The 22,119-nt window shown below is 67.8% G+C and carries 22 protein-coding genes and 1 tRNA gene; 4 read left to right on the forward strand and 19 right to left on the reverse strand.

Annotation, left to right across the window (positions count from 1 at the left end; translation table 11 throughout):
• Positions 1-62: 62 nt before the first annotated feature.
• From N8I71_RS10885 to N8I71_RS10945, 13 genes are all read right to left on the reverse strand, one after another.
• On the reverse strand, positions 63-773 hold the full coding sequence (locus N8I71_RS10885; protein WP_262878011.1) for a DUF2793 domain-containing protein: 711 nt from the start codon (positions 771-773) through the stop codon (positions 63-65).
• Positions 766-3,153: a baseplate megatron protein TIM-barrel domain-containing protein gene (locus N8I71_RS10890; protein ID WP_262878012.1), complete on the reverse strand. Its 2,388-nt coding sequence runs from the start codon at positions 3,151-3,153 to the stop codon at positions 766-768. The genes N8I71_RS10885 and N8I71_RS10890 overlap by 8 nt, the downstream gene beginning before the upstream one ends.
• Positions 3,134-3,529 carry a hypothetical protein gene (locus N8I71_RS10895; protein ID WP_262878013.1) on the reverse strand — a complete coding sequence of 132 codons (396 nt, stop codon included), beginning with the start codon at positions 3,527-3,529 and terminating at the stop codon, positions 3,134-3,136. Before N8I71_RS10895 ends, N8I71_RS10890 begins: the two co-directional genes overlap by 20 nt.
• A gap of 234 nt (positions 3,530-3,763) precedes the next feature.
• Entirely contained in the window at positions 3,764-4,927 is a 1,164-nt protein-coding gene (mltG, locus tag N8I71_RS10900; protein WP_262878014.1) for an endolytic transglycosylase MltG, read from the reverse strand.
• Between the two features lie 4 nt (positions 4,928-4,931).
• Positions 4,932-6,188, reverse strand: coding sequence for a beta-ketoacyl-ACP synthase II (gene fabF / locus N8I71_RS10905; RefSeq protein WP_262878015.1), 1,257 nt, complete (start codon positions 6,186-6,188; stop codon positions 4,932-4,934).
• Between the two features lie 239 nt (positions 6,189-6,427).
• Positions 6,428-7,030, reverse strand: a complete 603-nt coding sequence (locus N8I71_RS10910; RefSeq protein WP_262878016.1) for a VPLPA-CTERM sorting domain-containing protein — start codon at positions 7,028-7,030, stop codon at positions 6,428-6,430.
• 428 nt (positions 7,031-7,458) lie between these two features.
• Positions 7,459-7,692 carry an acyl carrier protein gene (locus N8I71_RS10915; RefSeq protein WP_109664228.1) on the reverse strand — a complete coding sequence of 78 codons (234 nt, stop codon included), beginning with the start codon at positions 7,690-7,692 and terminating at the stop codon, positions 7,459-7,461.
• Between the two features lie 185 nt (positions 7,693-7,877).
• Positions 7,878-8,615 carry a 3-oxoacyl-ACP reductase FabG gene (gene fabG, locus N8I71_RS10920; protein ID WP_262878017.1) on the reverse strand — a complete coding sequence of 246 codons (738 nt, stop codon included), beginning with the start codon at positions 8,613-8,615 and terminating at the stop codon, positions 7,878-7,880.
• Between the two features lie 80 nt (positions 8,616-8,695).
• A complete protein-coding gene (locus N8I71_RS10925; protein ID WP_262878018.1) occupies positions 8,696-9,271 on the reverse strand; it encodes a hypothetical protein in 576 nt (191 codons plus the stop codon).
• A gap of 5 nt (positions 9,272-9,276) precedes the next feature.
• Entirely contained in the window at positions 9,277-10,218 is a 942-nt protein-coding gene (gene fabD / locus N8I71_RS10930; RefSeq protein ID WP_262878019.1) for an ACP S-malonyltransferase, read from the reverse strand.
• Positions 10,219-10,354: 136 nt separating this feature from the next.
• Positions 10,355-11,551, reverse strand: coding sequence for a hypothetical protein (locus N8I71_RS10935; protein ID WP_262878020.1), 1,197 nt, complete (start codon positions 11,549-11,551; stop codon positions 10,355-10,357).
• A 208-nt stretch (positions 11,552-11,759) separates the two neighbouring features.
• Positions 11,760-12,416, reverse strand: a complete 657-nt coding sequence (locus tag N8I71_RS10940; protein ID WP_262878021.1) for a hypothetical protein — start codon at positions 12,414-12,416, stop codon at positions 11,760-11,762.
• A 152-nt stretch (positions 12,417-12,568) separates the two neighbouring features.
• The gene (locus tag N8I71_RS10945; protein WP_262878022.1) at positions 12,569-12,868 is read right to left on the reverse strand and encodes a hypothetical protein; all 300 of its coding nucleotides are present in this window, start codon (positions 12,866-12,868) and stop codon (positions 12,569-12,571) included.
• A 236-nt stretch (positions 12,869-13,104) separates the two neighbouring features.
• Between N8I71_RS10945 and rpsF the strand changes: the two genes are divergently transcribed.
• The 4 genes from rpsF to N8I71_RS10965 all read left to right on the forward strand — a co-directional run bounded on the left by rpsF (position 13,105) and on the right by N8I71_RS10965 (position 15,681).
• Complete coding sequence (gene rpsF / locus N8I71_RS10950; RefSeq protein ID WP_262878023.1) at positions 13,105-13,473, forward strand: 30S ribosomal protein S6; 369 nt, start codon at positions 13,105-13,107, stop codon at positions 13,471-13,473.
• Between the two features lie 15 nt (positions 13,474-13,488).
• On the forward strand, positions 13,489-13,716 hold the full coding sequence (rpsR, locus tag N8I71_RS10955) for a 30S ribosomal protein S18 (RefSeq protein ID WP_262878024.1): 228 nt from the start codon (positions 13,489-13,491) through the stop codon (positions 13,714-13,716).
• 13 nt (positions 13,717-13,729) lie between these two features.
• Entirely contained in the window at positions 13,730-14,350 is a 621-nt protein-coding gene (rplI, locus tag N8I71_RS10960; RefSeq protein WP_262878025.1) for a 50S ribosomal protein L9, read from the forward strand.
• Between the two features lie 104 nt (positions 14,351-14,454).
• Entirely contained in the window at positions 14,455-15,681 is a 1,227-nt protein-coding gene (locus N8I71_RS10965; RefSeq protein WP_262878026.1) for a PQQ-dependent sugar dehydrogenase, read from the forward strand.
• A 73-nt stretch (positions 15,682-15,754) separates the two neighbouring features.
• Here the strand turns inward: N8I71_RS10965 and N8I71_RS10970 are convergent, their stop codons facing one another.
• From N8I71_RS10970 to N8I71_RS10995, 6 genes are all read right to left on the reverse strand, one after another.
• Positions 15,755-16,207 carry a hypothetical protein gene (locus N8I71_RS10970; RefSeq protein WP_262878027.1) on the reverse strand — a complete coding sequence of 151 codons (453 nt, stop codon included), beginning with the start codon at positions 16,205-16,207 and terminating at the stop codon, positions 15,755-15,757.
• A gap of 99 nt (positions 16,208-16,306) precedes the next feature.
• A complete protein-coding gene (locus N8I71_RS10975) occupies positions 16,307-17,833 on the reverse strand; it encodes a hypothetical protein (RefSeq protein WP_262878028.1) in 1,527 nt (508 codons plus the stop codon).
• Positions 17,834-18,088: 255 nt separating this feature from the next.
• Positions 18,089-18,577, reverse strand: coding sequence for a hypothetical protein (locus N8I71_RS10980; RefSeq protein ID WP_262878029.1), 489 nt, complete (start codon positions 18,575-18,577; stop codon positions 18,089-18,091).
• 185 nt (positions 18,578-18,762) lie between these two features.
• Positions 18,763-20,088 carry a trigger factor gene (gene tig / locus N8I71_RS10985; protein ID WP_262878030.1) on the reverse strand — a complete coding sequence of 442 codons (1,326 nt, stop codon included), beginning with the start codon at positions 20,086-20,088 and terminating at the stop codon, positions 18,763-18,765.
• Positions 20,089-20,273: 185 nt separating this feature from the next.
• Positions 20,274-20,358 (reverse strand) — tRNA-Leu (locus N8I71_RS10990).
• A gap of 55 nt (positions 20,359-20,413) precedes the next feature.
• A complete protein-coding gene (locus tag N8I71_RS10995; protein WP_262878031.1) occupies positions 20,414-22,078 on the reverse strand; it encodes an NAD(P)H-hydrate dehydratase in 1,665 nt (554 codons plus the stop codon).
• Positions 22,079-22,119: the final 41 nt, after the last annotated feature.

Genomic DNA, 22,119 nt, shown 5'->3' on the forward strand with positions numbered 1-22,119 from the left:
CTGCCGGAGGCGGGGTGAGGCCGCGCCTCCCCGGGTCGGCGCCGCAGGCGCCGAGGCCCGCGTCACACCGGATCGGGCAACGCCAGGTCGGCATAGTGCGCCGCGAGCCGGATCATGCCGCCCGCGAAATCGCCGCCCGCCGGAGTGACGACGACCGGCGTCGTCTCCCACAGGACCTCCGGCGCAATGGGCCCGCCGACCCAGGAGTTGAGCGACAAGCCGAGGCCCGCGCCATAGCGCACGGGATCGCCCGGAACGCCCAGGTCCCATGCCGTCGCGGCCCCGGTGATGGCCGAGACCACCCGTCCCGTGACCCCGAAGGCGATGGCCCGCGCGGGAAAGGACAAGGCGGTCGTCACGGCCCCGCCCGGGGCCAGGACGACATCCATTTCCGCCACCCGGACCGCCAGCGCCGCGCCCCCCGCGCTCAGGCTCAGCGCGCCGGGCCGCCAGGCCGCACCGTCGAAGATCGCCGGCCCACCGGCATCGAGCACCTGCGCCCGCCAGCCCCGCCGCGCCGGTACGAAGACCCAGCCGCCCGAGACGAAGACAGCGACCGTCCCGCCCTGCCCGGCCCAGGCATTCACGGCACCCGCCGGGACGCCCCAGGCCGCACCCTCGGCCGGGGCCGCCGGCGGGACGGTCTGGCTGACCGAGGAGAGGCAAAGCTGCGCCAGACCATCGAGACGCACCAGCGCCTCGTTCACCGTGACGTGTTTCTGCGCCTGCGCCGGCTGCAGGAGCGGCAGGGACAGGTTGGCTGTGTCAGGCATCGATCTCGATCCTCGCATTGGGGCCCGGCCCGAACCGGTCGGAAAGCTGGGCGACTTCGATGGCGAAAGGCGCGGACGTGCCGTCGGCGGCGCGCATCGCGGCGGTGTAACTGAAGGCGGGCGCGGTCAGCGTCTCGGCCCGCCGGAGCCCCGAGGCGTCGGTTACACGCAGCTGGTAGAGTTCCGCCGCCTCGCCGAGCGGCACCTCGACCCCCTCCCAGCTGTCGGCGTCGAGGCGTCCGCGCCGCACCCAGGTCAGGGCAAGGTCGCCGCCTTCGTGCCGCGCGCGCAGGTGCACCGGCGACAACGGACGCAGACCGATGCCGGGGAAGGCCAGCACCCTCTCGACGTAACTCGGGTCGTCGACCGAGCGCCGCGCGGGCCCGACCCGCCAGTGCCGCGCGAGGCCGCGGGCGGAGACGGGCAGGTCCACCTGCCCCACGGCGGCGTCGAGAAGGACGAAGAGGCTCCCTTCCGGCCAGAGGACGGGCATGTCCGCGTCGCTGCCCGCCTGGCCGCGCAGCAAGCGGCCGATGTCCCACAGCCCCTCGCCCACGAGGCGCGCGTCACGGAACTGGATCACCTCCCAGCCCGCGCCGTCGCCGGACCCGATCGCGGCCACGTTCGCGCCGTTCAGGACCGCCTCGGCCTCGGCCGAGGACAGCGTGCCCGACCCCAGCCGCACGCGGAAACCCGGCCCCCGGTCCCAGAGCCCGGGACGTGCCGCGGCGAGCGGCGTCTCGAGAATCCCCGCGATGGCGCCCCGCTCCACGAGGCGATTGAGTTCGAAGCCGTCGGGCCCCGGCGCGGAATAGACCGCGACCGCACCCGGCCAGGGCGCGGCGGCGACGGCGAGGCGGGGCGCGTGCGGCACCTCCTCCCCGGTCAGGAGCGGCAGGTCGAGGAAGACGGGCGCCACGGGCAGCGGCGGCACGAAGGGCGCCAGCGCCGCCACATCCTCGGTCAGGATGGAGGGCTCGGCCGTGCTGGGCTCCACCCGCACCGCCTCGATCTCGCGCGAGCCTCGGTCCGTCACCCGGTCGATCCGCCAGGTGGAGCCGTCCTCCAGCGCCACCATCGCCCCCGCCCCCACCCCGCGACGCGAGGGCGGAAGACTGAACTTCAGGGTATCGCGGGCCACACGCGCCTCGGCCAGCCGCCGCTCGGCAATCGCGTGCGCTTCGGGCCGGATGAGCGAGAGCGGCAGGTCGGTTTCCGTCACCACGTCCGCGCCGTCGCCCGGATGCACCGCCTCGGCGACGCGCGCGTCATGGCTGGCCTCTGCGTCGGAATAGCCGATGCGCAGGCGCCCCACCGTCTCGGCGCGCGGGGCGCGGACATGGGTGAAGCCGCTCTCCCCTTCCTCGCCCAGCGCCGTCTCCCCGGCGGTCACGACCGCCTCCGCCAGGCGTGGAAGCGGCAGGAAGACAAGCTGACCCTCACGCTCGACCGCGTCGAAGCCATGGACGAGCATCAGCGGCTGCAGCGTGGCACGCGCCGTTCCGGTCTCGCCCGAGACATGCCCGCGCACCAGCCCGAAAAGGCGGGAGACGTCGTAATGCGCAACCCCCGCCTCCTCGCAGATCGCGGCCACCACGAGGTCGAGCGGCACGGCGTCGAGCCGCCCCGTCAGCCAGTGGCCGCGCGCCCAGTTGCGACCGTCCGTCCAGCGCTCGGCGTCATGGGGGAAGGCCGGCCAGGGTCGCGCGTCCCAGGCCCAGCCATGGGCGCGGGCGACGTCGATCATCGGGCCGCCATAGACCGGAGAGACCGGGTTTCGCGCCGGGTCCGACCAGTAGTCGAGCACCGCGCGCAGGTATTGCGCCTGGATGACGTCGTCGCGGCGGGTGGTCGAGAAATGGGGGACATCGCTCTCGTCGCTCTTGGGATCGAGGAAGAGGTTGGGCTGGTTCGTCCCCTTGTCGATGGCGGGACATCCGAACTCATCCGCCCATGCGGCGTCGAACTGAGGGCCGCGAAGCGCCTCGGGGTCATGGGCCGAATAGACCCGCGCCTCCGCTCCGTTCGGCCAGACGAGCCTGCGCTCGGAGGCGACCCAGCGCGGGCGGCGATCGGGCGGGGAACAGGCGAGTATCCCGCTGTCGCCCTTGACCATCACCGCCAGCGCCTGGTCGTAGGTCTCTCCCACCAGCGCCACGCGCCGGGCACGTCCGCGATCTTCCGGGCGCGCACCCTCGACTTCCGCGCGCACCCATTCGGCACCCGCCCGCGTCTTGCCCGCCCCGCGCCCGCCCAGCACCACCCAGGTGCGCCAGTCGCCCAAGGGCGGCCGCTGATGCGGCAACGCCCAGACCTCGAACAGCCAGGCCAGCGCCGCCAGCGCATTGTCCGAAAGCTCGTCAAGGAACGCGGTCTGCAACTCCGGCTGCACGGAGGCGAGCCAGTCGCTCGGCGATCTCTGCCCTTGCAGCCTCGAGGTCGAGTCGTCCGCTCCCCCCGTTTCCTGCCCCTGTCCCGAAATGCCTGCTGCCTGCGACACGCGCCTTCTCCTGCATCTCCATGGCCAGCATCAGGGCGTTGTTCATCGCCCTCACGTCCTTGACGATCTCGCCCTCGCCCGTCTCGGGCATAGATTTCAGCGCCCGGACCGCGTCCTCGAGCGCCTGCACCGTCGTCTCAAAGGCCTTCTGCGCGCGCGCCACAAGCGTTTCGGCGCGCTCGAGCGTCAGCTCCAGCTCGTCGGGCGCCGCGCGTTCGGGCCGTTGCGGACCCGCCGCACTGCCTGTGTCCATCATCGCAAACCCCCGTGTCCCACATGCATTTGGCGGCCACGGGCAGGGCATGAAAAACGGCCCTCGGGGGTATCCCCGGGGCCGTTCACCCACGTCATCCAGCGTGGAAGAAGAGGTGCCATGGACCGCGCGCCCGGTCAATAAGTTTTTTATTATCAGACGGTTAATAGATGATCCGCGCGCTTACGGGTCGTTAACCTCCCGGCGGGCCTCATCGCACGACCCGCGCACCCTGCCTCAGTTGTCGGAGGCCGCGCGTTCCGCCTCGATCTGACGCCAGCGCGCCACGTTCCGGTTATGCTCTTCCAGCGTTTCCGAGAAGGCGTGCCCCCCGGTCCCGTCGGCCACGAAGAACACGTACTCCGTCGCGTCGGGATCGAGCGCCGCCTCGATGGCCGCGCGGCCCGGATTGGCGATCGGCGTCGGCGGCAGACCGTCGATCACGTAGGTGTTCCACGGGTTTTCGTCGCGCAGTTCGGACTGCCGGATACCGCGCCCCAGGACGCCACGCCCATTGGTCACACCATAGATCACCGTCGGGTCGGTCTGCAGCCGCATCCCCCGGTTCAGCCGGTTGACGAAGACGCTCGCGACCTGGCGCCTCTCGTCGGGGACGCTCGTCTCCTTCTCGATGATCGATGCAAGGATCAGCGCCTCCTCGGGACTGCTCAGCGGCAGTCCGTCGACCCGGTTTTCCCAGGCTTCCGCAAGGATCGCCTCCTGCGCCGTCCGCATCCGCGCGAGGATGTCGTTCCGGTCGTCGCCACGCCGTACCTCGTAGGTGTCCGGGGCCAGCATACCCTCCTCGGGAATGTCGACCACCTCGCCCGACAGGAAATCGGCCTGGTTCAGCCCCTGCACGATCTGCCAGCTTGTCAGACCCTCGGGGATCGCGACGCGATAGACCGTGATCTGGTCGCGCTCCACGAGGTCGGCATAGACATCGGGAACCCCGTCCTCGTAGGCGAAACTCGCCAGCTCGACGATCTCGCCGGTACCTGGAACGCGCTCGCGCAGGCGCAGCTCCCCCGTGCCCTCGATCCGCAGGACATAGGTCGCGGCGTAGCGGAAGCTCGAGGGTCCGCCTGCCGTCACGATCTCCAGCACCGTCTGCATCGAGGCCCCCGCCGGGATCTCGTAGGAGCCGAAGCGCAATTCCCCCGCCATGTCGGCATATTCCGTGCCCAGGCGGAAGATCATCGCCGACGACACCGCGCCCGCCTCCTCCAGGCCCTCCGAAACCGCGCGCAAGGATGCCCCGCGCGGCACCTCGAAGAAGATCGCCTGTTCAAGCGGGCCTTCGGCAGACCATTGCCGCTGCCCCCATCCGATGGCCCCCGCAAGCGCGATCGCCACGAGGATCAGGAAGCTCAGGCCGTTGGCGGCGACATGTTTCCACATGGGCTCAGACACGCCCCATGATGAGGCAGGCATTCGTGCCGCCGAACCCGAAGGAGTTCGACTGCACGATGTTGATCTCGCCCTTCTGGGCGGCATTGGCGCAGAGGTTGATCGCTGTCTCGGCGGCCGGATTGTCGAGATTGATCGTCGGCGGCGCCACCTGGTCGCGCATGGCGAGGATCGAGAAGATCGCCTCGATCGCGCCCGCAGCCCCCAGCAGGTGACCGGTCATCGACTTCGTGGAGGACATCATCAAGTTGGCGGCGTGGTTGCCCATCAGCCGCTCGACCGCGCCGAGCTCGATCGTGTCGGCCATGGTCGAGGTGCCATGGGCGTTGACGTAATCGATGTCCGACGGCTGCAGCCCCGCCCGCTTCAGCGCCGCGCGCATCGCCCGTTCGGCCCCTTCGTGGTCCGGCGGCGGCGCCGTGATGTGATAGGCGTCGCCCGACAGGCCGTAGCCAAGGATCTCGGCGTAGATCTTCGCGCCCCGCGCCTTGGCGTGCTCGTATTCCTCCAGCACGACCATTCCCGCGCCCTCGCCCATCACGAAGCCGTCGCTGTCGCTGTCCCAGGGACGCGACGCCTTCTCCGGCTCGTGCCCGCGCTTGGTGCTCAGGGCCTTGCAGGCATTGAAGCCCGCGATGCCGATGGCGCAGATCGGACTTTCCGCGCCGCCAGCCACCATCACGTCGGCATCGTCCAGCATGATCAGACGCGCCGCGTCGCCGATGGCATGAGCCCCCGTGGAACAGGCCGTGACGACGGCGTGGTTCGGCCCCTTGAAGCCGTAGCGGATCGAAACCTGCCCCGAGATCAGGTTGATGAGAGCGCCGGGCACGAAGAAGGGCGACACGCGGCGCGGTCCCTTCTCGTTCAGCGTGATGGACGTGTCCGCGATGGAGCTCAGCCCGCCGATCCCAGACCCGATCAGACAGCCCGTGCGCTCCCGCTCCTCGGTCGCGGTGGGGGTCCAGCCCGCATCCCGGATCGCCTGGTCGGCGGCGGCCATGCCATAGAGGATGAACTCGTCGACCTTGCGCTGTTCCTTCGGCTCCATCCAGTCGTCGGGATTGAAGGTGCCGTCCGTGCCATCGCCGCGTTTGACTTCGCAGGCGTAGGTCGTCGCGTAACCGGTGGTGTCGAACCGCGTGATGGGGCCTGCGCCCGACTGCCCGGCGAGAAGCCGCGACCAGGTTTCCTCGACCCCCGTCGCCAGCGGCGTCACCAGCCCCAGCCCCGTCACAACCACTCGCCGCATGCGTCCCGCCCCTTTTCATGGTCCGATCATGTCGGGCCCTGATACCGCCAAGGGACAAGCTTCGGCAATCCCCCCGGGCGGACCGAGGCCACCATCGGCGTTCATCCGGGCCGGGACGGTCGATGCCTCCGCGCCGACCGACGCGGTCTGCGGATAGCCCGGAACAGAAAAAGGCGGCCCCCGAGGACCGCCTTTTCCACACATGTCACCCGTGGCAGCGGGTCATGACATGGCAGCCCTCAGGCCGCTTTCTTGCGCGAGCGCGCCACTGCCAGGCCACCGATGCCTGCCAGGAGCAGCCAGCCAGCGGCCGGCAGCGGAACCGGCGCGACGTCGATCGATGCGACGGTGAACGAGTCGTTTCCGCCGAGGCAGAGGAACGTGCAGTCGTTGCGGATATCGCCATAGGCGATGACCGTCAGACGGCTCGAGACATAGCCGCCCAGGTCGACGACCGGCGAGTTGCCGGTGTACTGAACCGAAAGGCCGTTATCCGCCTCGAGACGCGCATCATCGTTGCGGTCCCAGCGGCCGAACGTGATGTTGTTCCAGCGCATGTCCTGTGCGAACGACAGGGTGATACGCTCCGAACTGAAGATCGGCGAACCGTCGATCTGGTCGGGCTGCGTATCCGGGTTCCCGTTAACGCCCAGTCCAGCGTTGTTGTACGTCACGCTGCAACCGCTGTTGAAAATCCCGAAGGCGTCGCACGACAGGCTGACGCCGGAGCCAGCTCCGGTGCCCCCTCCCGTGAAGTCGATGACGGTTGCTGATGCGGCACCGCCGCTCAACATCACCGCGCCGACGCACGCCAGGACCAATTTCTTTAGGTTTCGATACATTTCTTCCCCACTTGGCAAAGACTTTAGGACGGAGCCGCCCCAGCCCAAACGGAACGCAGACAACCCCGCCATTAAAATACCGCAATTCCGCCCGGATTGGCGCACAATTTCATTAGGCCGGTCAATGCGTTATCTGTTTCCCGAACAGGGACAATCCCGAAGGGCGAATCGCGCCCGGGAACTCCAACGTTTTCAGGGGCAGGATTCGAAGGACGCGACGATCCTTCGAAGGTCACGTGTCTCCGCCGACCCATCCGGCAGAGCTTCGGGCGATCTCCGCCTCCCTGCGCCATTTATCCCCGCAGACCGATTGGGTTTTTTTCTTGCGCGCCGGAAGGATGGCGAAGGTTCGCCATGCGGGCACGCGCCGTACCAAAGAAAAACGGCGCCCCGGGGGGCGCCGTTTTCTTTCCGGTGAGGATCGCCGCTTACTGGGCTTCCTTGATGAACTTCACCGCGTCGCCGAAGGTCTGGATGGTCTCGGCGGCGTCATCGGGGATCTCGATGCCGAATTCCTCTTCGAAGGCCATGACCAGCTCGACCGTGTCCAGCGAGTCCGCGCCAAGGTCGTCGATGAACGAGGCGTTCTCGGTCACCTTGTCCTCTTCCACGCTCAGGTGCTCGACCACGATCTTCTTCACGCGCTCTGCGATGTCGCTCATCTGTTTTCCTCGTCTCTTGTGTGCGCCGCCGTTTCCTGCCGCGCCGGTTTGGATTCCTGCCTGTCCGGCCGGTGAAATGCCCTCCCGGGGCGTACCGGCAGGCGGATGCCCCCCGGCAAATCTGCGCCGCCTATAGCATAGTTATATGCGAAGGCAATGGCCGCTAAAGCCAAAAGCCCTTCGCGTCAGAGCATCGCCATGCCGCCGTTCACGTGAAGCGTCGTGCCGGTGACATAGGCCGCCTCCGGACTCGCGAGATAGAGGACCGCGGCGGCGATCTCCTCGGGGGTTCCCATCCGGCCGGCGGGGATCTGCCCGAGGATCTTCCCCTTCTGGTCGTCGGTCAGCTTCTCGGTCATGGCGGTCTCGATGAAACCCGGCGCCACGCAGTTCACCGTGATGCCACGGCTCGCCACCTCGTAGGCGAGGCTTTTCGACATGCCGACCATGCCGGCCTTGGACGCCGCATAGTTCCCCTGCCCCGGATTGCCGGTCGCGCCGACCACCGAGGAGATGTTCACGATCCGGCCCCAGCGGGCCTTCATCATGCCGCGCAGGCTGCCGCGGCACAGCCGCATGGTCGAGGTCAGGTTGACCTCCAGAACCTGCCCCCATTCCTCGTCCGACATCCGCATGAACAGGTTGTCGCGCGTGATGCCCGCGTTGTTCACGAGGATGTCGAGGCTTCCCATCGCCTCGATGGCGCGCTTCGGCAGCGCCTCGACCGCCTCGGCATCCGACAGGTTGCAGGGCAGGACATGGGTCCGCTCGCCGAGTTCGGCCGCCAAGGCCTCCAGCGGCGCCTCCCGCGTCCCCGACAGCGCGACCGTCGCGCCCGCATCATGCAGCGCCCGCGCGATCGCAGCGCCGATCCCACCCGATGCCCCCGTCACCAGTGCAGTCTTTCCGACCAGGTCGAACATGCCTGTCCCTCCGCCCGTCTTGTCGCGTTCCGCGCTCTCCTAGCAGCAAGGCCGGGTCCGCGCCATACTTGCGGCCGCCCCTATTGCGAGGTGACGACGTTCATCACGACCTGCTCGACCGCCGTCATCTCGTGCCGCCCCCCTGCTCCCGCCTGCAGCGCGAACCAGTAGAAATCCTCGTTCCCCAGCATGCGGCGCACGTAGTCGAGGCGTTCGGCATGGGCGGGATGCTCCCGCGGCAGGGCCGACGCAGGACCGTCTCGCGTCTGCCAGTCGGTGACGGCAAGCCCCGAGTTTCCACCCAGCCGCCGTTCGACGCCCGCAAGGAAGAGGTACACCGCATCTCCCTCCAGCGTGACGCCCGGCGCGACCTCGGTCGAAAGCCCGGCCGCGCGGACAAGCCCGCCCTTCTGAAAAAGCGCCGTCGCGTCGCTGCCCGGCGCGATGTCGCCCAGAACCAGGGTCGAGAGATCCCCGTTCTCCTCCAGAAGCCGGTCAAGCCGCTCGGTCGAGGCCAGCGTCAGCTGCCCGGAGACGAGAAGCCTGTCGCCATCGGTCTCGAAACGGGCCGAAGTCGCGGTGGTCAGCCAGAGGAGACCGGCCGTCGCGGCACCGATGACGAGCGCGCCACCAAGCAAGATGAAAACTCGACGCATCACCCTCAGCCCGCCAGGGCCGCAGCTGCGTCGCGGACCTCGGCGGCGGTGCCGACCGCGCGCGTGGCGACGTCCCGGTCGATCCGCCGGACCATGCCAGACAACGCCTTTCCGGCACCGATCTCCCAGATTTCGGTCACGTCATGCGCGGCCATCCAGAGCACGCTTTCGCGCCACCGCACCCGGCCGGTGACCTGGGCGATCAACTGGTCGCGGATCAGCGCGGGCGCGCTTTCGGCCTCCGCCGTGACATTGGCGACGAGGGGAACAGAGGGCGCGAGAATGTCGACCTCATTCAACGCATCGGCCATCACCCGGGCGGCGGGTTCCATCAAGCCGCAGTGGAACGGGGCGGAGACCGGCAGCATCACGGCGCGCTTGGCGCCACGTTCCCTGGCGATCTCGACGGCGCGGGCCACCGCGGCCGCGTGGCCGGAGACGACCACCTGCGCGGGGTCGTTGTCGTTTGCCGCGGCGCAGACCTCGCCGCCCGCGGCCTCCTTCACGACCTCCGACACCGTGTCGAAGTCGAGGCCGAGGATCGCCGCCATCGCGCCCTCGCCCGCCGGGACAGCCTGCTGCATCGCGTCGCCCCTGACCCGCAGAAGCCGCGCGGCGTCCGCAAGGCCGATCGCCCCGGCAGCGGCCAGCGCCGAGTATTCGCCCAGGGAATGCCCCGCGACATAGGACGCGGCCGTCACGTCGACCCCTTCGGCCTTCAGCGCGGCCATCACCGCCATCGAGGTCGCCATCAGCGCGGGCTGCGCATTGCGCGTCAGGGTCAGCGTCTCGATATCGCCGTCCCAGATCAGGGCCGACAGCTTCTCGCCGAGCGCTTCGTCGACCGTGTCGAAGACCGCGCGTGCCTCGGGCCAGGCCTCGGCCAGGTCGCGGCCCATTCCTATGGTCTGGGCGCCCTGTCCCGGAAAAACGAATGCCAGTGCCATGCGAGCCTCCCTCCGCGATCTTTCGGACCGGGAGTAATCGAGGCCCCCGCAAGGCGCAATCGGCAAGCCCATCGACGCGATGAAGCGCCGCGCGGATGGGCGCGGCGCTTCGGAGATCTTCGGCTGGTCCGGCGGCTCAGTCGCGCAGGCGGATCCGCAGTTCGACGTCGTCGCAGGTGCCGCCGCCGTAGGTGCCGATCCAGATGTTCACCCGGCCTTCCAGGTCGTCCATGTCGTAAAGCCGGATACGGGAGTTCAGGCTCGGGCCGCTGTCGTCGTCGAAGTGGTATGTCCCGCTTCCGTCCTGGACCAGGAGCGTCGTGTCGCAGCTGGAGTCGAGCCGAACCTCGAACCGGTCGAAATCCTCCACGTCGCGAAGGTCCAGAGTGTAGGTCGGGTTGGCGAAGAAGTAACCGGTGCCGGGGACCCCGGAGCAGTTGCTCAGGTGCGTCGGCGCACCACCGGCCTCCATGTTGCGAATGCGGATCTGGCTGTCCTCGAGCTGGTCGCCGGTGCGCGACACGGGCTCGGCGATCCAAGCGCCGGGATTGGGGCAGCCAATGACGTTGCTTTGCGCGACGACCGGGCCCGTCGGGGCATCCTCGTCGTCATCGTCGTCGTCGTTGCCATTCCCGTTGCCGTTGCCCTGGTTGCCGTTGCCACCGCCGTTGCCGCCAGAGTTTCCGGGCGTGCCGTCGTCGTCGGTATGATCGTTCGGATCGTTCGAGGCGCCGGGATTCGAATCGTCGTTGCCATCGGCATCGTTGCCATGGCCGTTGTTCCCGTTGGCGTTGCCGTTGCCCGGCGTGCCGTCGGCATCGGTGTCATCGTTGGGATCGTTCGAGGCGCCGGGGTTCGAGTCGTCGTTGCCGTCGGGATCGTTGCCGTGGCCGTTGTTGCCGTTGGGATTGCCGTTGTCGTTGGGGTCGCCGTTGCCGTCGTCCCCGCTGCCGCCGTTCCCGATGCCGTTCCCGTTGTTCCCGTTGCCGTTGCCGGTGCCGCTTCCGTTGCTCCCACCGTTCCCGTTGCCGTTCCCGTTGTTGCCGTTCCCGTTGCCGTTGCCGTTGTCATCGCCGTCGCCGGCGGTCGGCATGACGTTGGACACGTCGGGGAGGCCCTGACCGGAGGGACCGACGGGGATGTTGTCGACCCAAGCCGTCTCGAAGTGGTTGTTCTGCAACTCGCCGCGCACGGTCTGGCTTTGCTGGCTGAGCGTGTCGGTGGTGATCTCGAGCACAACAAGGCCCGAGGCCGACAGACCGCCCAGGATTATGAGCCAGTCAATCGTCGTTACGCCCCCACGTTCGTCTCGAATGAACTGCTTAATGGACATTTTGGGATAACCCTCCTACCCGCCTAACATTTTGCCATCCGCGCGTAGACCGGAGGCAGCGTTTCTTGCGGAAACACGGGCCGGGCGCAAAACCGGATGGGATTAATTCGCAGATTTATCTGTTTGAATTTGGGCGCATCGGGGGAAAGGTCATGTCGCCACGCAGGGCGCCGCCTTCTTGCCGCCGTCCCGACGTCCGCCGGACGCCTCAAACCTGCCCGAAGACCTCCGAGAGCCAATCCCAGAACATCTGGAACGGATTTCCCCGACCGTTTCCGTTTCCGGGGACGTCGGCATGCGCCAGCGCGGAGTTGCCCGGCGTCCCGTCGTCATCGGTGGTATCGTCGGCATCGTTCGAGGCACCGGGGTTGGAATCGTCGTTGCCGTCGGCGTCGTTGCCGTGGCCGTTGTTCCCGTTGCGTGTATCCGTGCCCGCATCCGAACCCGTGCCGGCATCGGTCGCCATGTCCGAACCACCCGGGGCGCCATCGTCATCGGTGGTGTCGTCGGGATCGTTCGAGGCACCTGGGTTGGAATCGTCATTGCCGTCCGCATCGTTGCCGTGGCCGTTGTTGCCGTTGCCATTGCCCGGCTCTTCCTCGGTGTAGATCACCTGGGTGACGTCGGGCATGCCCGCCCCGGAGGGACCGACCGGGAGGCTGTCGACCCACGCCGTCTCGAAGGTGTTGCCCTGCAACTCTCCCTGGATGTTGGCGGAATGAGTGGTCATCGTGTCGGTCGAAACCTCGACGACGACAATCCCCGTGGCGGTCAGGCCGGCCAGGATCACGAGCCAGTCGATGGTCGCCACGCCGCCGTCATCCGAGGCAGCGAAGGCACGGATACGCTTGTTGAATGCGGACATGTCGAAACCCCTGTCGACGGGACGGTCTGCGCAGACCCGGACCTGAAAATCCCGTTCGTCGGGTTACGACACAAGCACCGCGATTTCGCCCGAATTACGGCGAGCGCCGGACATGTTCGGGCAATTTTCCTCGCTCCGCCGGAAGCGGCGTCTCACTGCATGGAGGGCGGCAGGACAGCCACGTTGTCGAACCAATCGGTTTCGAAATGCGGATCCTGAAGCTCTCCTCGCATGTTCTGCGAGTGCACGCTCAGCGTATCGGTCGTGAGGGCCGTCAGGGCAATGCCCGCACCGGTCAGCGCGGCGAGCATTACCGTCCAGTCGATCGTGACCACGCCGGCTTCGGCGCGTAGAAATTCGGGAATGGACATGGCAGCAATCCAGTCAATGGCAGCAAATGGGGCGCGGCCCGAGCAATTGACCACGCAAAAGCCATGTTCCGGCCCGATCATGGCCTAAATTCGGCATAAATGCGGCATTTCAATGTCGAATGGCCCGTTTGGGACGGAATTCATTGGACCCGGCCTCCGTCCACTGCCCGCGAAGGGCTTGTCAGCCCTGCCCGCCCCGCGTATACGCCGCGGGTCTCCGCCGCAACATTCCGAACGGCGTGCTCCCTCGTGGCCGGGAGGGCGGAGCGCGACAGACCCGGCCTTTGAAACGCGCCTGCAACAGAACTGGAGATGACATGCCTCTCTACGAGCATGTGTTCATTGCGCGTCAGGACCTTTCCAACGCGCAGGCCGAGGGCCTCATCGAGCACTTCGGCACGATCCTCAAGGACAATGGCGGCGATGTGGTCGGCTCCGAATACTGGGGCGTGAAGACCATGGCCTACAAGATCAACAAGAACCGCAAGGGGCATTATGCCTTCATGCGCACCGATGCACCCTCCGACGCGGTGCAGGAGATGGAGCGCCTGATGCGCCTCCACGACGACGTGATGCGCGTGCTGACCGTGAAGGTCGATGGCCACGACGACGGCCCCTCGGTTCAGATGCAGAAGCGCGACGAGCGTGACCGCGGCGACCGCGGCGACCGCCGCGAACGCCGCTGAGGAAAGGACAGGACCATGGCAGCCAAACCGTTTTTCCGCCGTCGCAAGACCGATCCCTTCGAGGGCGACAGCGCCCCCGCGATCGACTACAAGGACGTGCGTCTCCTGCAGCGCTACATTTCCGAGCGCGGCAAGATCGTTCCCTCCCGCATCACCGCGGTCGGTGCCAAGAACCAGCGCAAGCTCGCCCAGGCGATCAAGCGCGCGCGGTTCCTGGCACTCCTGCCCTACAGCGTGAAGTAAGGAGGACCCCGACATGCAAGTGATCCTTCTGGAACGCGTGGCCAAACTCGGCCAGATGGGCGAGGTCGTTTCCGTCAAGGACGGCTATGCCCGCAACTACCTTCTGCCGCAGAAGAAGGCGCTGCGCGCGAACGAGGCCAACCTCAAGGCATTCGAGACGCAGAAGTCGCAGCTCGAAGCCCGCAACCTCGAGACGAAGGGCGAAGCCGAGAAGCTGGGCGCGCAACTCGCCGGCCAGCAGTTCGTCATCATCCGCTCGGCCTCCGACGCGGGTGCGCTCTACGGCTCGGTCACGACCCGCGACGCAGCCGACGCCGCGACCGAGGCGGGCTTCAGCGTCGACCGCAAGCAGGTCGCGCTGACCCGTCCGATCAAGGAGCTGGGCCTACACACCGTGCACGTGAACCTGCACCCCGAGGTCGATGTCGAGATCGTCCTGAACGTGGCCCGCTCGCCCGAAGAGGCCGAGCTTCAGGCCTCGGGCAAGTCGATCCAGGAACTGGCCGCCGAAGAGGAGGCCGCGGCCGAATTCGAGATCGCCGAGCTTTTCGACGATATCGGTGCGGCGCAGCTCGACGACGACGAAGGCATGCCGGCAGCGCCCGCGCCCGAGGCGTCCGACGACGAGAACTGAGCCGGTTCCACCAGCTCACGGACTTGCGAACAGATCAGGCCGTATCCCTCGCCGGGATGCGGCCTATCTCTTTTCATGGACCGAATTCAGACCGGAGACTGCCCATGCCGACCCGCCCCTTCCTGCTCGCAGCCGCCGTGGCACTCTTTGCCCCTGCCCTGGCCTCCGCCCAGGCCCCGGTGGCGGACGCGGCCCCCAACCGCCCCGAGATCCGGCCGGCCTTCCCGCAGCAGACCGAGGCGCCGGAGGTCCGGTCGTCCTTCGTCGCCGCGCCCGAGCGGATCGCGGGCGGACTGTCCCATCCCTGGGCGATCGGGGTTCTTCCGGACGGCATGGGATGGCTCGTGACCGAGCGGCCGGGCCGGCTGCGCCATATCGCCCGCGACGGCACCGTGTCGTCCCCGATTTCCGGCGTGCCGGATGTCTTCTCAATGTCGCAGGGCGGGTTGCTCGACGTCGCGATCGCCCCTGACTTCGCCGAAAGCCGCAGGATCTACCTTAGCTTTTCGCGGCCGCTCGGCATGATGCGTTCGGCCACCTCCGTCGTGCGCGCCACCCTGTCCGGGGATTTTGCCCGGCTCGACGACGTGGCCGAGATCTTCCGGCAGTCCCCCGCCTCGGTGATCCCGATCCACTACGGTAGCCGGGTCGTGCCCATGGAGGACGGGACGATCTGGATCACCACGGGCGAACGGGGCGGCACGCCCGACGCCCGCGCGCAGGCGCAATACCTGACCTCCACCTATGGCGGCGTGATGCGCGTGACCGAGGATGGCCACCCCGCACCCGGCAATCCCTTCCTCGACCGGCCACAGGCATTGCCCGAGCGCTACACGCTCGGCCAGCGCAACATCCAGGGCGCGGCGATCGAGCCGTCCACCGGGCGGCTCTGGACGGTCGAGCACGGTCCCGCGGGCGGCGACGAGCTGAACCTCATCGAGGCAGGCGCCAACTACGGCTGGCCGCTGGTGAGCTACGGCGTCAACTACAACGGCAGCGAGATCGGCGACGGGCGCGCCGCCCATGCCCCGGAATACGTCGAACCGGTATACTATTGGGATCCGGTGATCGCGCCGGGCGGGATGGCGTTCTACGCTCTCGAGGCCGGAGACGAGATGTTCCCCGAATGGTCCGGCGACCTCCTGATCGCGGGACTTCAGGCGCGCGCTGTGGTGCGGCTCGGCATCGAGGACGGCCGCGTCGTCGCGGAAGAACGGCTGGCGCAGGGCATCGGCCGTGTCCGCGACGTCGCGATCGACGAAAGCGGTGCGGTGCTTTTCGTCACGGACGATGCATCGGATGGCGGCCTCTACCGCCTCGGCCGCCGCTAGGCTTCCCCTTGACGCAAGCGGCCCGCCCCGGGGCGTCCGGGACGGGCCGCGATGGCATCGACCGGCTCGGACGTCAGAACGTCTCGAGCGTCAGCGTCGCGCCGCAGGTGCCGGTGCCGTAGGTACCGACCCAGATATCCCAGGTGCCGTTGACCGGGTTGTAGACGTCGATCGACGGGTTGTAGCCGTTCGTATCGTCGTTGAACCACCAGTTGCCGGTGGAATCGTTCACCAGCAGGACCGTGTCGCAGTTGCCGTTCACACGGATGTTGAGACGATTGTAACCCTGGAGCCCGTCGAGCTGGAATTCGAAGTCGGGGCTCGAGATCACGTAGCCGGTGTAATTGAAACCGCAGTTGCGAAGCGCCACGTTGCCGCCCGCGGTGACGGAGTAGCTGTTGGGCGACCAGAGGTCCTGGCCGGTCGTGTAATAGGACTGGACACCGGGGTTCTGCCAGTTCGGGCAGGCCGCGGCGACGCCGGTCATGCCGACAAGGATAAGGAAAGCTGCAAACAATCTTTTCATCTTTTTTTCTCCTGAAATTGCCTGTGTGCTCTTGTTGTTTTTGGGGGATGCCGGGGGCGATCTTGCCGCCCCCGGCGTGTCTTTTGGACCGGGCGAGCCTTACGGCGAGTTCCAGGTCTCGAATTCGACGCTCGCCGGGCAGCTCTGGTTTCCGTAGGTGCCGACCCAGACGTCGATCCGACCGTTCAGCCCAGCCATGTTGCGCAGGTTCAGCGTCGGCATGAGGTTTCCGCCGCTGTCGTCGTCGAAATACCACTGGCCGAAGGCGTCGCGGACCAGAAGCGTGGTGTCGCAGCTCGAGTTCACCTCGATCTCGAGGCGCCCGTAGCTTTCCATCCCGCTCAGGAACATGGTGAAGTTTGGGACAGCGGAGGCGTAGCCCGTGCCGGGAAGCCCGCAGGAGCCGATATCCGCGCCGCCCGAGGCCATGGTCTGGAACGTGTCAGGCCCGTAGAGGTCGCTGCCGGTGGTGTAGATCGGCATCCCCTGCAAGGCGGGGTTCGGGCAACCGCCGGCCGGAGTGGGCTGCGGGACGGGCTGTGGCATCGGCTGCGGCAGCGGCTGGGGAACCGGCTGCGGCATGGGTTGCGCCATGGCCACGGCCTGCATGTAGATCGTCGCCTGGCAGCTATCGCCGCCGAAGGTGCCGATCCACACATCGAGCCGCCCGTTCAGCGAGCCCGAGGGCACGGTGAGACGCGGCTGAAGGCTGCCCGCGCTGTCGTCGTCGAAATACCAGATACCGTCCGGCCCGCGGGCCAGCAGCGTCGTATCGCACTGGGCCTGCACCTCGAGCGTCAGGTCAAAGCCCTGCATGCCGGAAAGGTAGAGGCTGGTCTGCGGCGCGACGGTCGCGGTTCCACCGCCGTTCACGCCGGGGCACTCGGACAGGCGCGTGCTGCTGCCCATGGCCGTGAGGATGTAGCCCTGCGGCTGGAACATCTGCGCCGCGGCCAGCGAGATCGGGGGCCCGCCGATCATCGGGTTGGGGCAGTTCGCCGCCGGGAGCGGGACCGGCACAGGCTGCGGAGCCGGCGCGGGAGCTGGTGCAGGCATCGGGACGGGGACAGGGACGGGCGCCGGTGCAGGTGCAGGTGCAGGTGCAGGCGCAGGCGCAGGTGCAGGTGCAGGTGCAGGTGCAGGCGCCGGCATCGGCATCGGCGCGCCACCGATCGCCTGGTCGGCGACGTTCAACGTCACGGCACATTCGCCGCCCGCGAAGGTGCCGACCCAGACATCGACCCGCCCGTTCAGCGCGGCCGCGTCCGAAATGATCAGGCCGGGGTCGAGACCGTCGTCATCGTCGTTGAACAGCCACTGGCCATCGGCGGTGTTCACAAGCAGCGCCGGGTCGCAGGTGCTGTCGACGTCGAGAACAAGCTCGCGCCCCTGCATGCCCGACACCGAGAAGCTGAAATCGGGCGCGGACCGGAACTGACCCGTGCCGATCATGCCAAGGCCGCAAGCCTCGAGCGTCTGGTCGCCGCCGGCCATGACCGACAGGGTCTGGGCCGGACCTCCTGCCGCCACGGGCATGGGCCCGGAGGCAAGCGAGGGGTCCGGACATGCCATTGCCGCGCCGCCGAGGCACATGAAGCCGATAGCCGGCACAATCAGGTATTTCATGATCGCGGGTCCTTTTGTTTTCCGCTCCGCCGAGGTTCTCCACAAGGCGCCGCGCGCTGTATTGTCCCTCTCTTGTTGGCGTATCTGTGAGAGAGACATGGCGAAACTGCGGAAACCCTGACCTTCGAACCACGGCCGAGGTTAGCGGATTCGCGGCGATTTCCATAGCTGAAACCATTCAGCGTCATAGGTATCGCCAAATCCCGGGACCTGTTCGCACCCCGCGCGCGGGAGAACCCCCGCCTTCTGTCCATCTCACCAGCGCCGGCCTTGCGATTCGAGAAACGCCAGCGCCTCGGCAAGCGGAAGCTCGGCGACGACCGCCCCCGTTCCCTGCGTCCGCACGACCCAGCGCAGCCCCTCGCCCCCTGCCCCGACCGGCGTGGAGGCAGCGGCGACGGAAGACGCCGCCCGCGTCCCCGCGATCCCCGTCTCCGCATCGGGGCGGGGCAGCGGACGCAGGCCCGGGCGCGCAGGTTCGACGGCGGCAACGGTCTGCGGACGGGGCGCCGGACGCAGCGGGTCCGATGAGGGCGACGTTCTAACCGCGGCAGGTGCCGGCGCGGCGACAATCGTGAGGCCGACAGGCTCGGGCGCGTTGATCGTCCAGGCCTCGCCCAGGAGATCGATCGCCGAGGCGGCAACGGGTTCTGCCGGAGCAGGCGCGTCGGGCCCGCGCTGATTGCCGAAGACGAGGATCGCGGCAAGGGCTGCCGAAAGGGGGACTGCAAGTCTCAGGAACATCGGGACATCTCCGCCGGTCGAAGCGGCCATCTTCGCCGCGCCATGACGACGGTGATGACCCCAAAGCCCCGTGTTATCCAATATCAGGGCCCGTCGCCGGGAACCTGCCCGCGACCATCGCCCAGAAAAAAAGGGCGGCCCCGCAGGACCGCCCCTTTTCGCAATTCACCAACCGGCGATGGGGATCACTCGTCCTCGAGCGCGTCCACGGCCTTCTTGAGGTCGTCCTTGCTGACTTCCTTCTCGGTCACCTCGGCCATCTCGAACACGAAGTCGACGACCTTGTCCTCGAAAAGCGGCGCGCGGATCTGCTGCTGCGCGCCCTGGTTCTTCTGGATGAACTCGAAGAAGGCACGTTCCTGGCCCGGATACTGGCGGGCCTGCGCCATGATCGCCTGGGACATCTCGGCGTCCGAGACCGTGATCTCGTTCTTCTGGCCGAGTTCGGCAAGCAAAAGGCCCAGTTTCACGCGCCGCTCGGCAAGCTTGCGGTGCTCGTCCGTCGGCTCGATCTCGGGATGGTCGTGGCCATGGACGTCCGGGTTTTCCTCGTGCCACAGCTGGTGGGCGATCTGGTTCGCCTCGGCATTCACGAGCGAGGGCGGAAGCTCGAAATCCACCTTCTCGTCAAGCTGGTCGAGAAGCTTGCGCTTCATCACCGCGCGCGCGGCACCCGCGTATTCCGCCTTCAGCCGCTCGGAGATCTGGCCTTTCAGCGCGTCGAGATCCTCGGCGCCGTATTTCTTGGCCAGTTCGTCGTCGATCTCGGCGGGAACGGGCTTCTTCACTTCCTTGACGGTGACTTCGAAGACCACGGCCTTTCCGGCAAGGTTCTCGGCGCCGTATTCCTCGGGGAAGGTGATGTCGAGGGCCTTCTCGTCGCCCTTCTTGGCGCCGACCAGCTGTTCCTCGAAACCGGGGATGAAGCTGCCCGATCCCAGTACGAGGGGATAATCCTCGGCCGCGCCGCCCTCGAAGGCCTCGCCGTCGAGCTTTCCGACGAAGTCGATCACGACCTGGTCGCCATCGGCCGCCTTGCCCTTTTTCGTATCGAAGTTCTGGACGTTCTTGGCGAGGTTCTCGAGCGCCTCGTCCACGTCGGCGTCGGCGGGCGCCACGGTCAGGCGCTCCAGCTTGATCACCTTGTAGTCGACATCCGGGATCTCGGGGAGCTTCTCGTAGGCCATGGCCACGATCACGTCGTCGCCTTCCTTCCAGTCCTCGTTCACCATCTTGATGTCGGGCTGGGTCGCAGGACGGTCGCCGGTCTCGTCGAGATGGCCCTGCATGGCCCCGTCGACGGCTTCCTGCATCGCCTCGCCCATCAGGCGGGGGCCGAACTGCTTCTTCAGAAGCGCGATCGGCACCTTGCCCTTGCGGAAGCCCTTCATCTGGATTTCGGGGCGCGCCTCCTCCAGCTTCTCGGCCACCCGGCTCTCCAGATCGCTGCCGGTGATGGTGATCTGGTACTCGCGCTTGAGGCCTTCGTTCAGGGTCTCGGTGATCTGCATGGGGTTCCTCACGGGCTGCTGCGCCGCGGTCCTTTTCCCCCCACGGCGCGCTGGTCGGCTTGAAAATCAGGGGCCCTTCTAGGTCTGGCGCGCGGGGCTTGCAAGCGCAAAGGGGCGAGGGTTCCACCCTTGCCGGATCCACCCCACGAACGCCGCGCCGGGGTCGGCCGGCGCGCCTGCCTTGATGGTGCGGGTGAAGGGACTCGAACCCCCACGCCTTGCGGCGCCAGAACCTAAATCTGGTGCGTCTACCAGTTCCGCCACACCCGCCCGGGATCTTTCCTAGCAGAGCCTTCCTTCGCAGGCGAGAGGCCAAACGCGCCGATCAACCCGCCGCCCCGACGACCCCGCGCAAAACCCCCGGCAGGGCCTCGGGCAGATCCTCGGCGATCAGGCCGGGACCGATCGCGCGCGCGGCCTCGACATGCAGCCAGGCCGCCCAGGCCGCCGCATCCTCCGCGGCGTGCCCCCGCGCCATCAGCCCCGCGATCATCCCGGCGAGAACATCGCCGGATCCTGCCGTGGCGAGCCAGGGCGCCGCGCGGTCGTAGGCGGCCGCATTGATCCTGGTGCGCCCCCCGGGCGTGGCGATCACGGTGTCCATGCCCTTGAACAGCACGGTGCATCGCGCCCGCTCGGCCGCCGCGCGCGTCGCGTCCACCCTCGAGAAGGCCGGCCCGCGCACCGGCGGTTCCTCCAGCCTGTCGGCAAGATCGGGAAAAAGCCGCGCGAACTCGCCGCCATGGGGGGTGAGAACGCAGGCTTCGTCCAGCATGGCAAGAAGCGCATCGGGTTCGTCCGCGAAAGCGGTCAGCGCGTCGGCATCGAGGACAACGCCCCTCCGCCGCCCCCCTGCGCCTCCGGCCTCCCTGCGCCGAAGCGCAGCCGTCACGAGATCGCGCGTCGCCTTCCCCGTGCCCAGGCCCGGACCGAGGCAGATCGCGTTGATCCTGTCATCCGCCAGCAACGCGCCCAGCGCGGTGGCTCCATCGACCTGCCGCAGCATGATCGCGGTCAGTTGCGCGGCGCATTCGGCCATCGCATCGCCCGGCGCGCCCAATGTCACGAGACCGGCCCCGACCCTGAGTGCGCCCCGCGCCGCCAGCCGCGCCGCTCCGCTGCGGCCGAAGCGGCCGGACAGGACCAGTGCATGGCCGTAGCTGTACTTGTGCCCGAGACGCTTCGCCAACGTCGATGCGGGAGGCGACGCGACGAGGCGTACGGAACCGCCTTGGCCCCCCTCGATCAACCCGATATCCGCGACCGCCAGTGCACCGCAAAGGGCGGGACCATCGGCCAGGAAGTGGCCGAGCTTGGGCCGGTGGAAGCTCACCGTCAGGTCGGCACCACCGCAGGCCGCGCGGCCGTCCTCCGCGTCATCGCCATCCGCCGCCAGAACTCGTCCGCTGTCGGCACACAGACCGCTCGGGATGTCGACTGCAACCACGAGCGGCGTCCCAGCTTCGATGCGCCTGGAGATCGGGCGCCCTGCACCACGGTCCAAGCACTCGGCGATATCGCGCAACGCCCGGCGCAGCGCCGTGCCGGTGACAGCACGGGCCAGCCCGGTTCCGAAAAGGGCATCGACGACGACGGCAGTGCCCGTCCTGATCGGCAAACCCTGTTCCGGGACCGGGCGCACCTCGCCGATCGCGCACCAGCGTTCGAAATTCGTCCGCGCGTCCGGCGGGAGCCTGTCGGGGTCACCGTGGAGAAAGACCTCCACCCGCCAGCCCCAGTCCTTCAGGACCCGCGCGATCACGAAACCGTCGCCGCCATTGTTGCCGGGGCCGCACAGCACGACGGCCGCCTGCGGCGCGGCGGCAAGTTCGGGCCAGCGATCGAACGCCGCCGCCACGACGCCACGGCCCGCGCGCTCCATCAGTTCGAGCCCGGTGACCGCACCGGACCCCATCGCTTGCTGCTCGATGGCGCGCATTTGCGCAGCCGTCAGCGCCTCGCCTCCGGAGCCCGATTCAAAATCGCCCATCTTTTATGCGCTCCGCCTAATTTTCGATCTCACGCTTCGGA

Source organism: Roseicyclus sediminis (assembly GCF_025515305.1).
In the GTDB taxonomy this organism is placed as follows: domain Bacteria; phylum Pseudomonadota; class Alphaproteobacteria; order Rhodobacterales; family Rhodobacteraceae; genus Roseibacterium; species Roseibacterium sediminis.

Coding starts and splice junctions, on each gene's coding strand:
- N8I71_RS10885 (WP_262878011.1), bottom strand. CDS start 773: ATGCCTGACACAGCCAACCTGTCCCTGCCGCTCCTGCAGCCGGCGCAG.
- N8I71_RS10895 (WP_262878013.1), bottom strand. CDS start 3,529: ATGATGGACACAGGCAGTGCGGCGGGTCCGCAACGGCCCGAACGCGCG.
- mltG (WP_262878014.1), bottom strand. CDS start 4,927: ATGTGGAAACATGTCGCCGCCAACGGCCTGAGCTTCCTGATCCTCGTG.
- fabF (WP_262878015.1), bottom strand. CDS start 6,188: ATGCGGCGAGTGGTTGTGACGGGGCTGGGGCTGGTGACGCCGCTGGCG.
- N8I71_RS10910 (WP_262878016.1), bottom strand. CDS start 7,030: ATGTATCGAAACCTAAAGAAATTGGTCCTGGCGTGCGTCGGCGCGGTG.
- N8I71_RS10915 (WP_109664228.1), bottom strand. CDS start 7,692: ATGAGCGACATCGCAGAGCGCGTGAAGAAGATCGTGGTCGAGCACCTG.
- fabG (WP_262878017.1), bottom strand. CDS start 8,615: ATGTTCGACCTGGTCGGAAAGACTGCACTGGTGACGGGGGCATCGGGT.
- N8I71_RS10925 (WP_262878018.1), bottom strand. CDS start 9,271: ATGCGTCGAGTTTTCATCTTGCTTGGTGGCGCGCTCGTCATCGGTGCC.
- fabD (WP_262878019.1), bottom strand. CDS start 10,218: ATGGCACTGGCATTCGTTTTTCCGGGACAGGGCGCCCAGACCATAGGA.
- N8I71_RS10935 (WP_262878020.1), bottom strand. CDS start 11,551: ATGTCCATTAAGCAGTTCATTCGAGACGAACGTGGGGGCGTAACGACG.
- N8I71_RS10940 (WP_262878021.1), bottom strand. CDS start 12,416: ATGTCCGCATTCAACAAGCGTATCCGTGCCTTCGCTGCCTCGGATGAC.
- N8I71_RS10945 (WP_262878022.1), bottom strand. CDS start 12,868: ATGATCGGGCCGGAACATGGCTTTTGCGTGGTCAATTGCTCGGGCCGC.
- rpsF (WP_262878023.1), top strand. CDS start 13,105: ATGCCTCTCTACGAGCATGTGTTCATTGCGCGTCAGGACCTTTCCAAC.
- rpsR (WP_262878024.1), top strand. CDS start 13,489: ATGGCAGCCAAACCGTTTTTCCGCCGTCGCAAGACCGATCCCTTCGAG.
- rplI (WP_262878025.1), top strand. CDS start 13,730: ATGCAAGTGATCCTTCTGGAACGCGTGGCCAAACTCGGCCAGATGGGC.
- N8I71_RS10965 (WP_262878026.1), top strand. CDS start 14,455: ATGCCGACCCGCCCCTTCCTGCTCGCAGCCGCCGTGGCACTCTTTGCC.
- N8I71_RS10970 (WP_262878027.1), bottom strand. CDS start 16,207: ATGAAAAGATTGTTTGCAGCTTTCCTTATCCTTGTCGGCATGACCGGC.
- N8I71_RS10975 (WP_262878028.1), bottom strand. CDS start 17,833: ATGAAATACCTGATTGTGCCGGCTATCGGCTTCATGTGCCTCGGCGGC.
- N8I71_RS10980 (WP_262878029.1), bottom strand. CDS start 18,577: ATGTTCCTGAGACTTGCAGTCCCCCTTTCGGCAGCCCTTGCCGCGATC.
- tig (WP_262878030.1), bottom strand. CDS start 20,088: ATGCAGATCACCGAGACCCTGAACGAAGGCCTCAAGCGCGAGTACCAG.
- N8I71_RS10995 (WP_262878031.1), bottom strand. CDS start 22,078: ATGGGCGATTTTGAATCGGGCTCCGGAGGCGAGGCGCTGACGGCTGCG.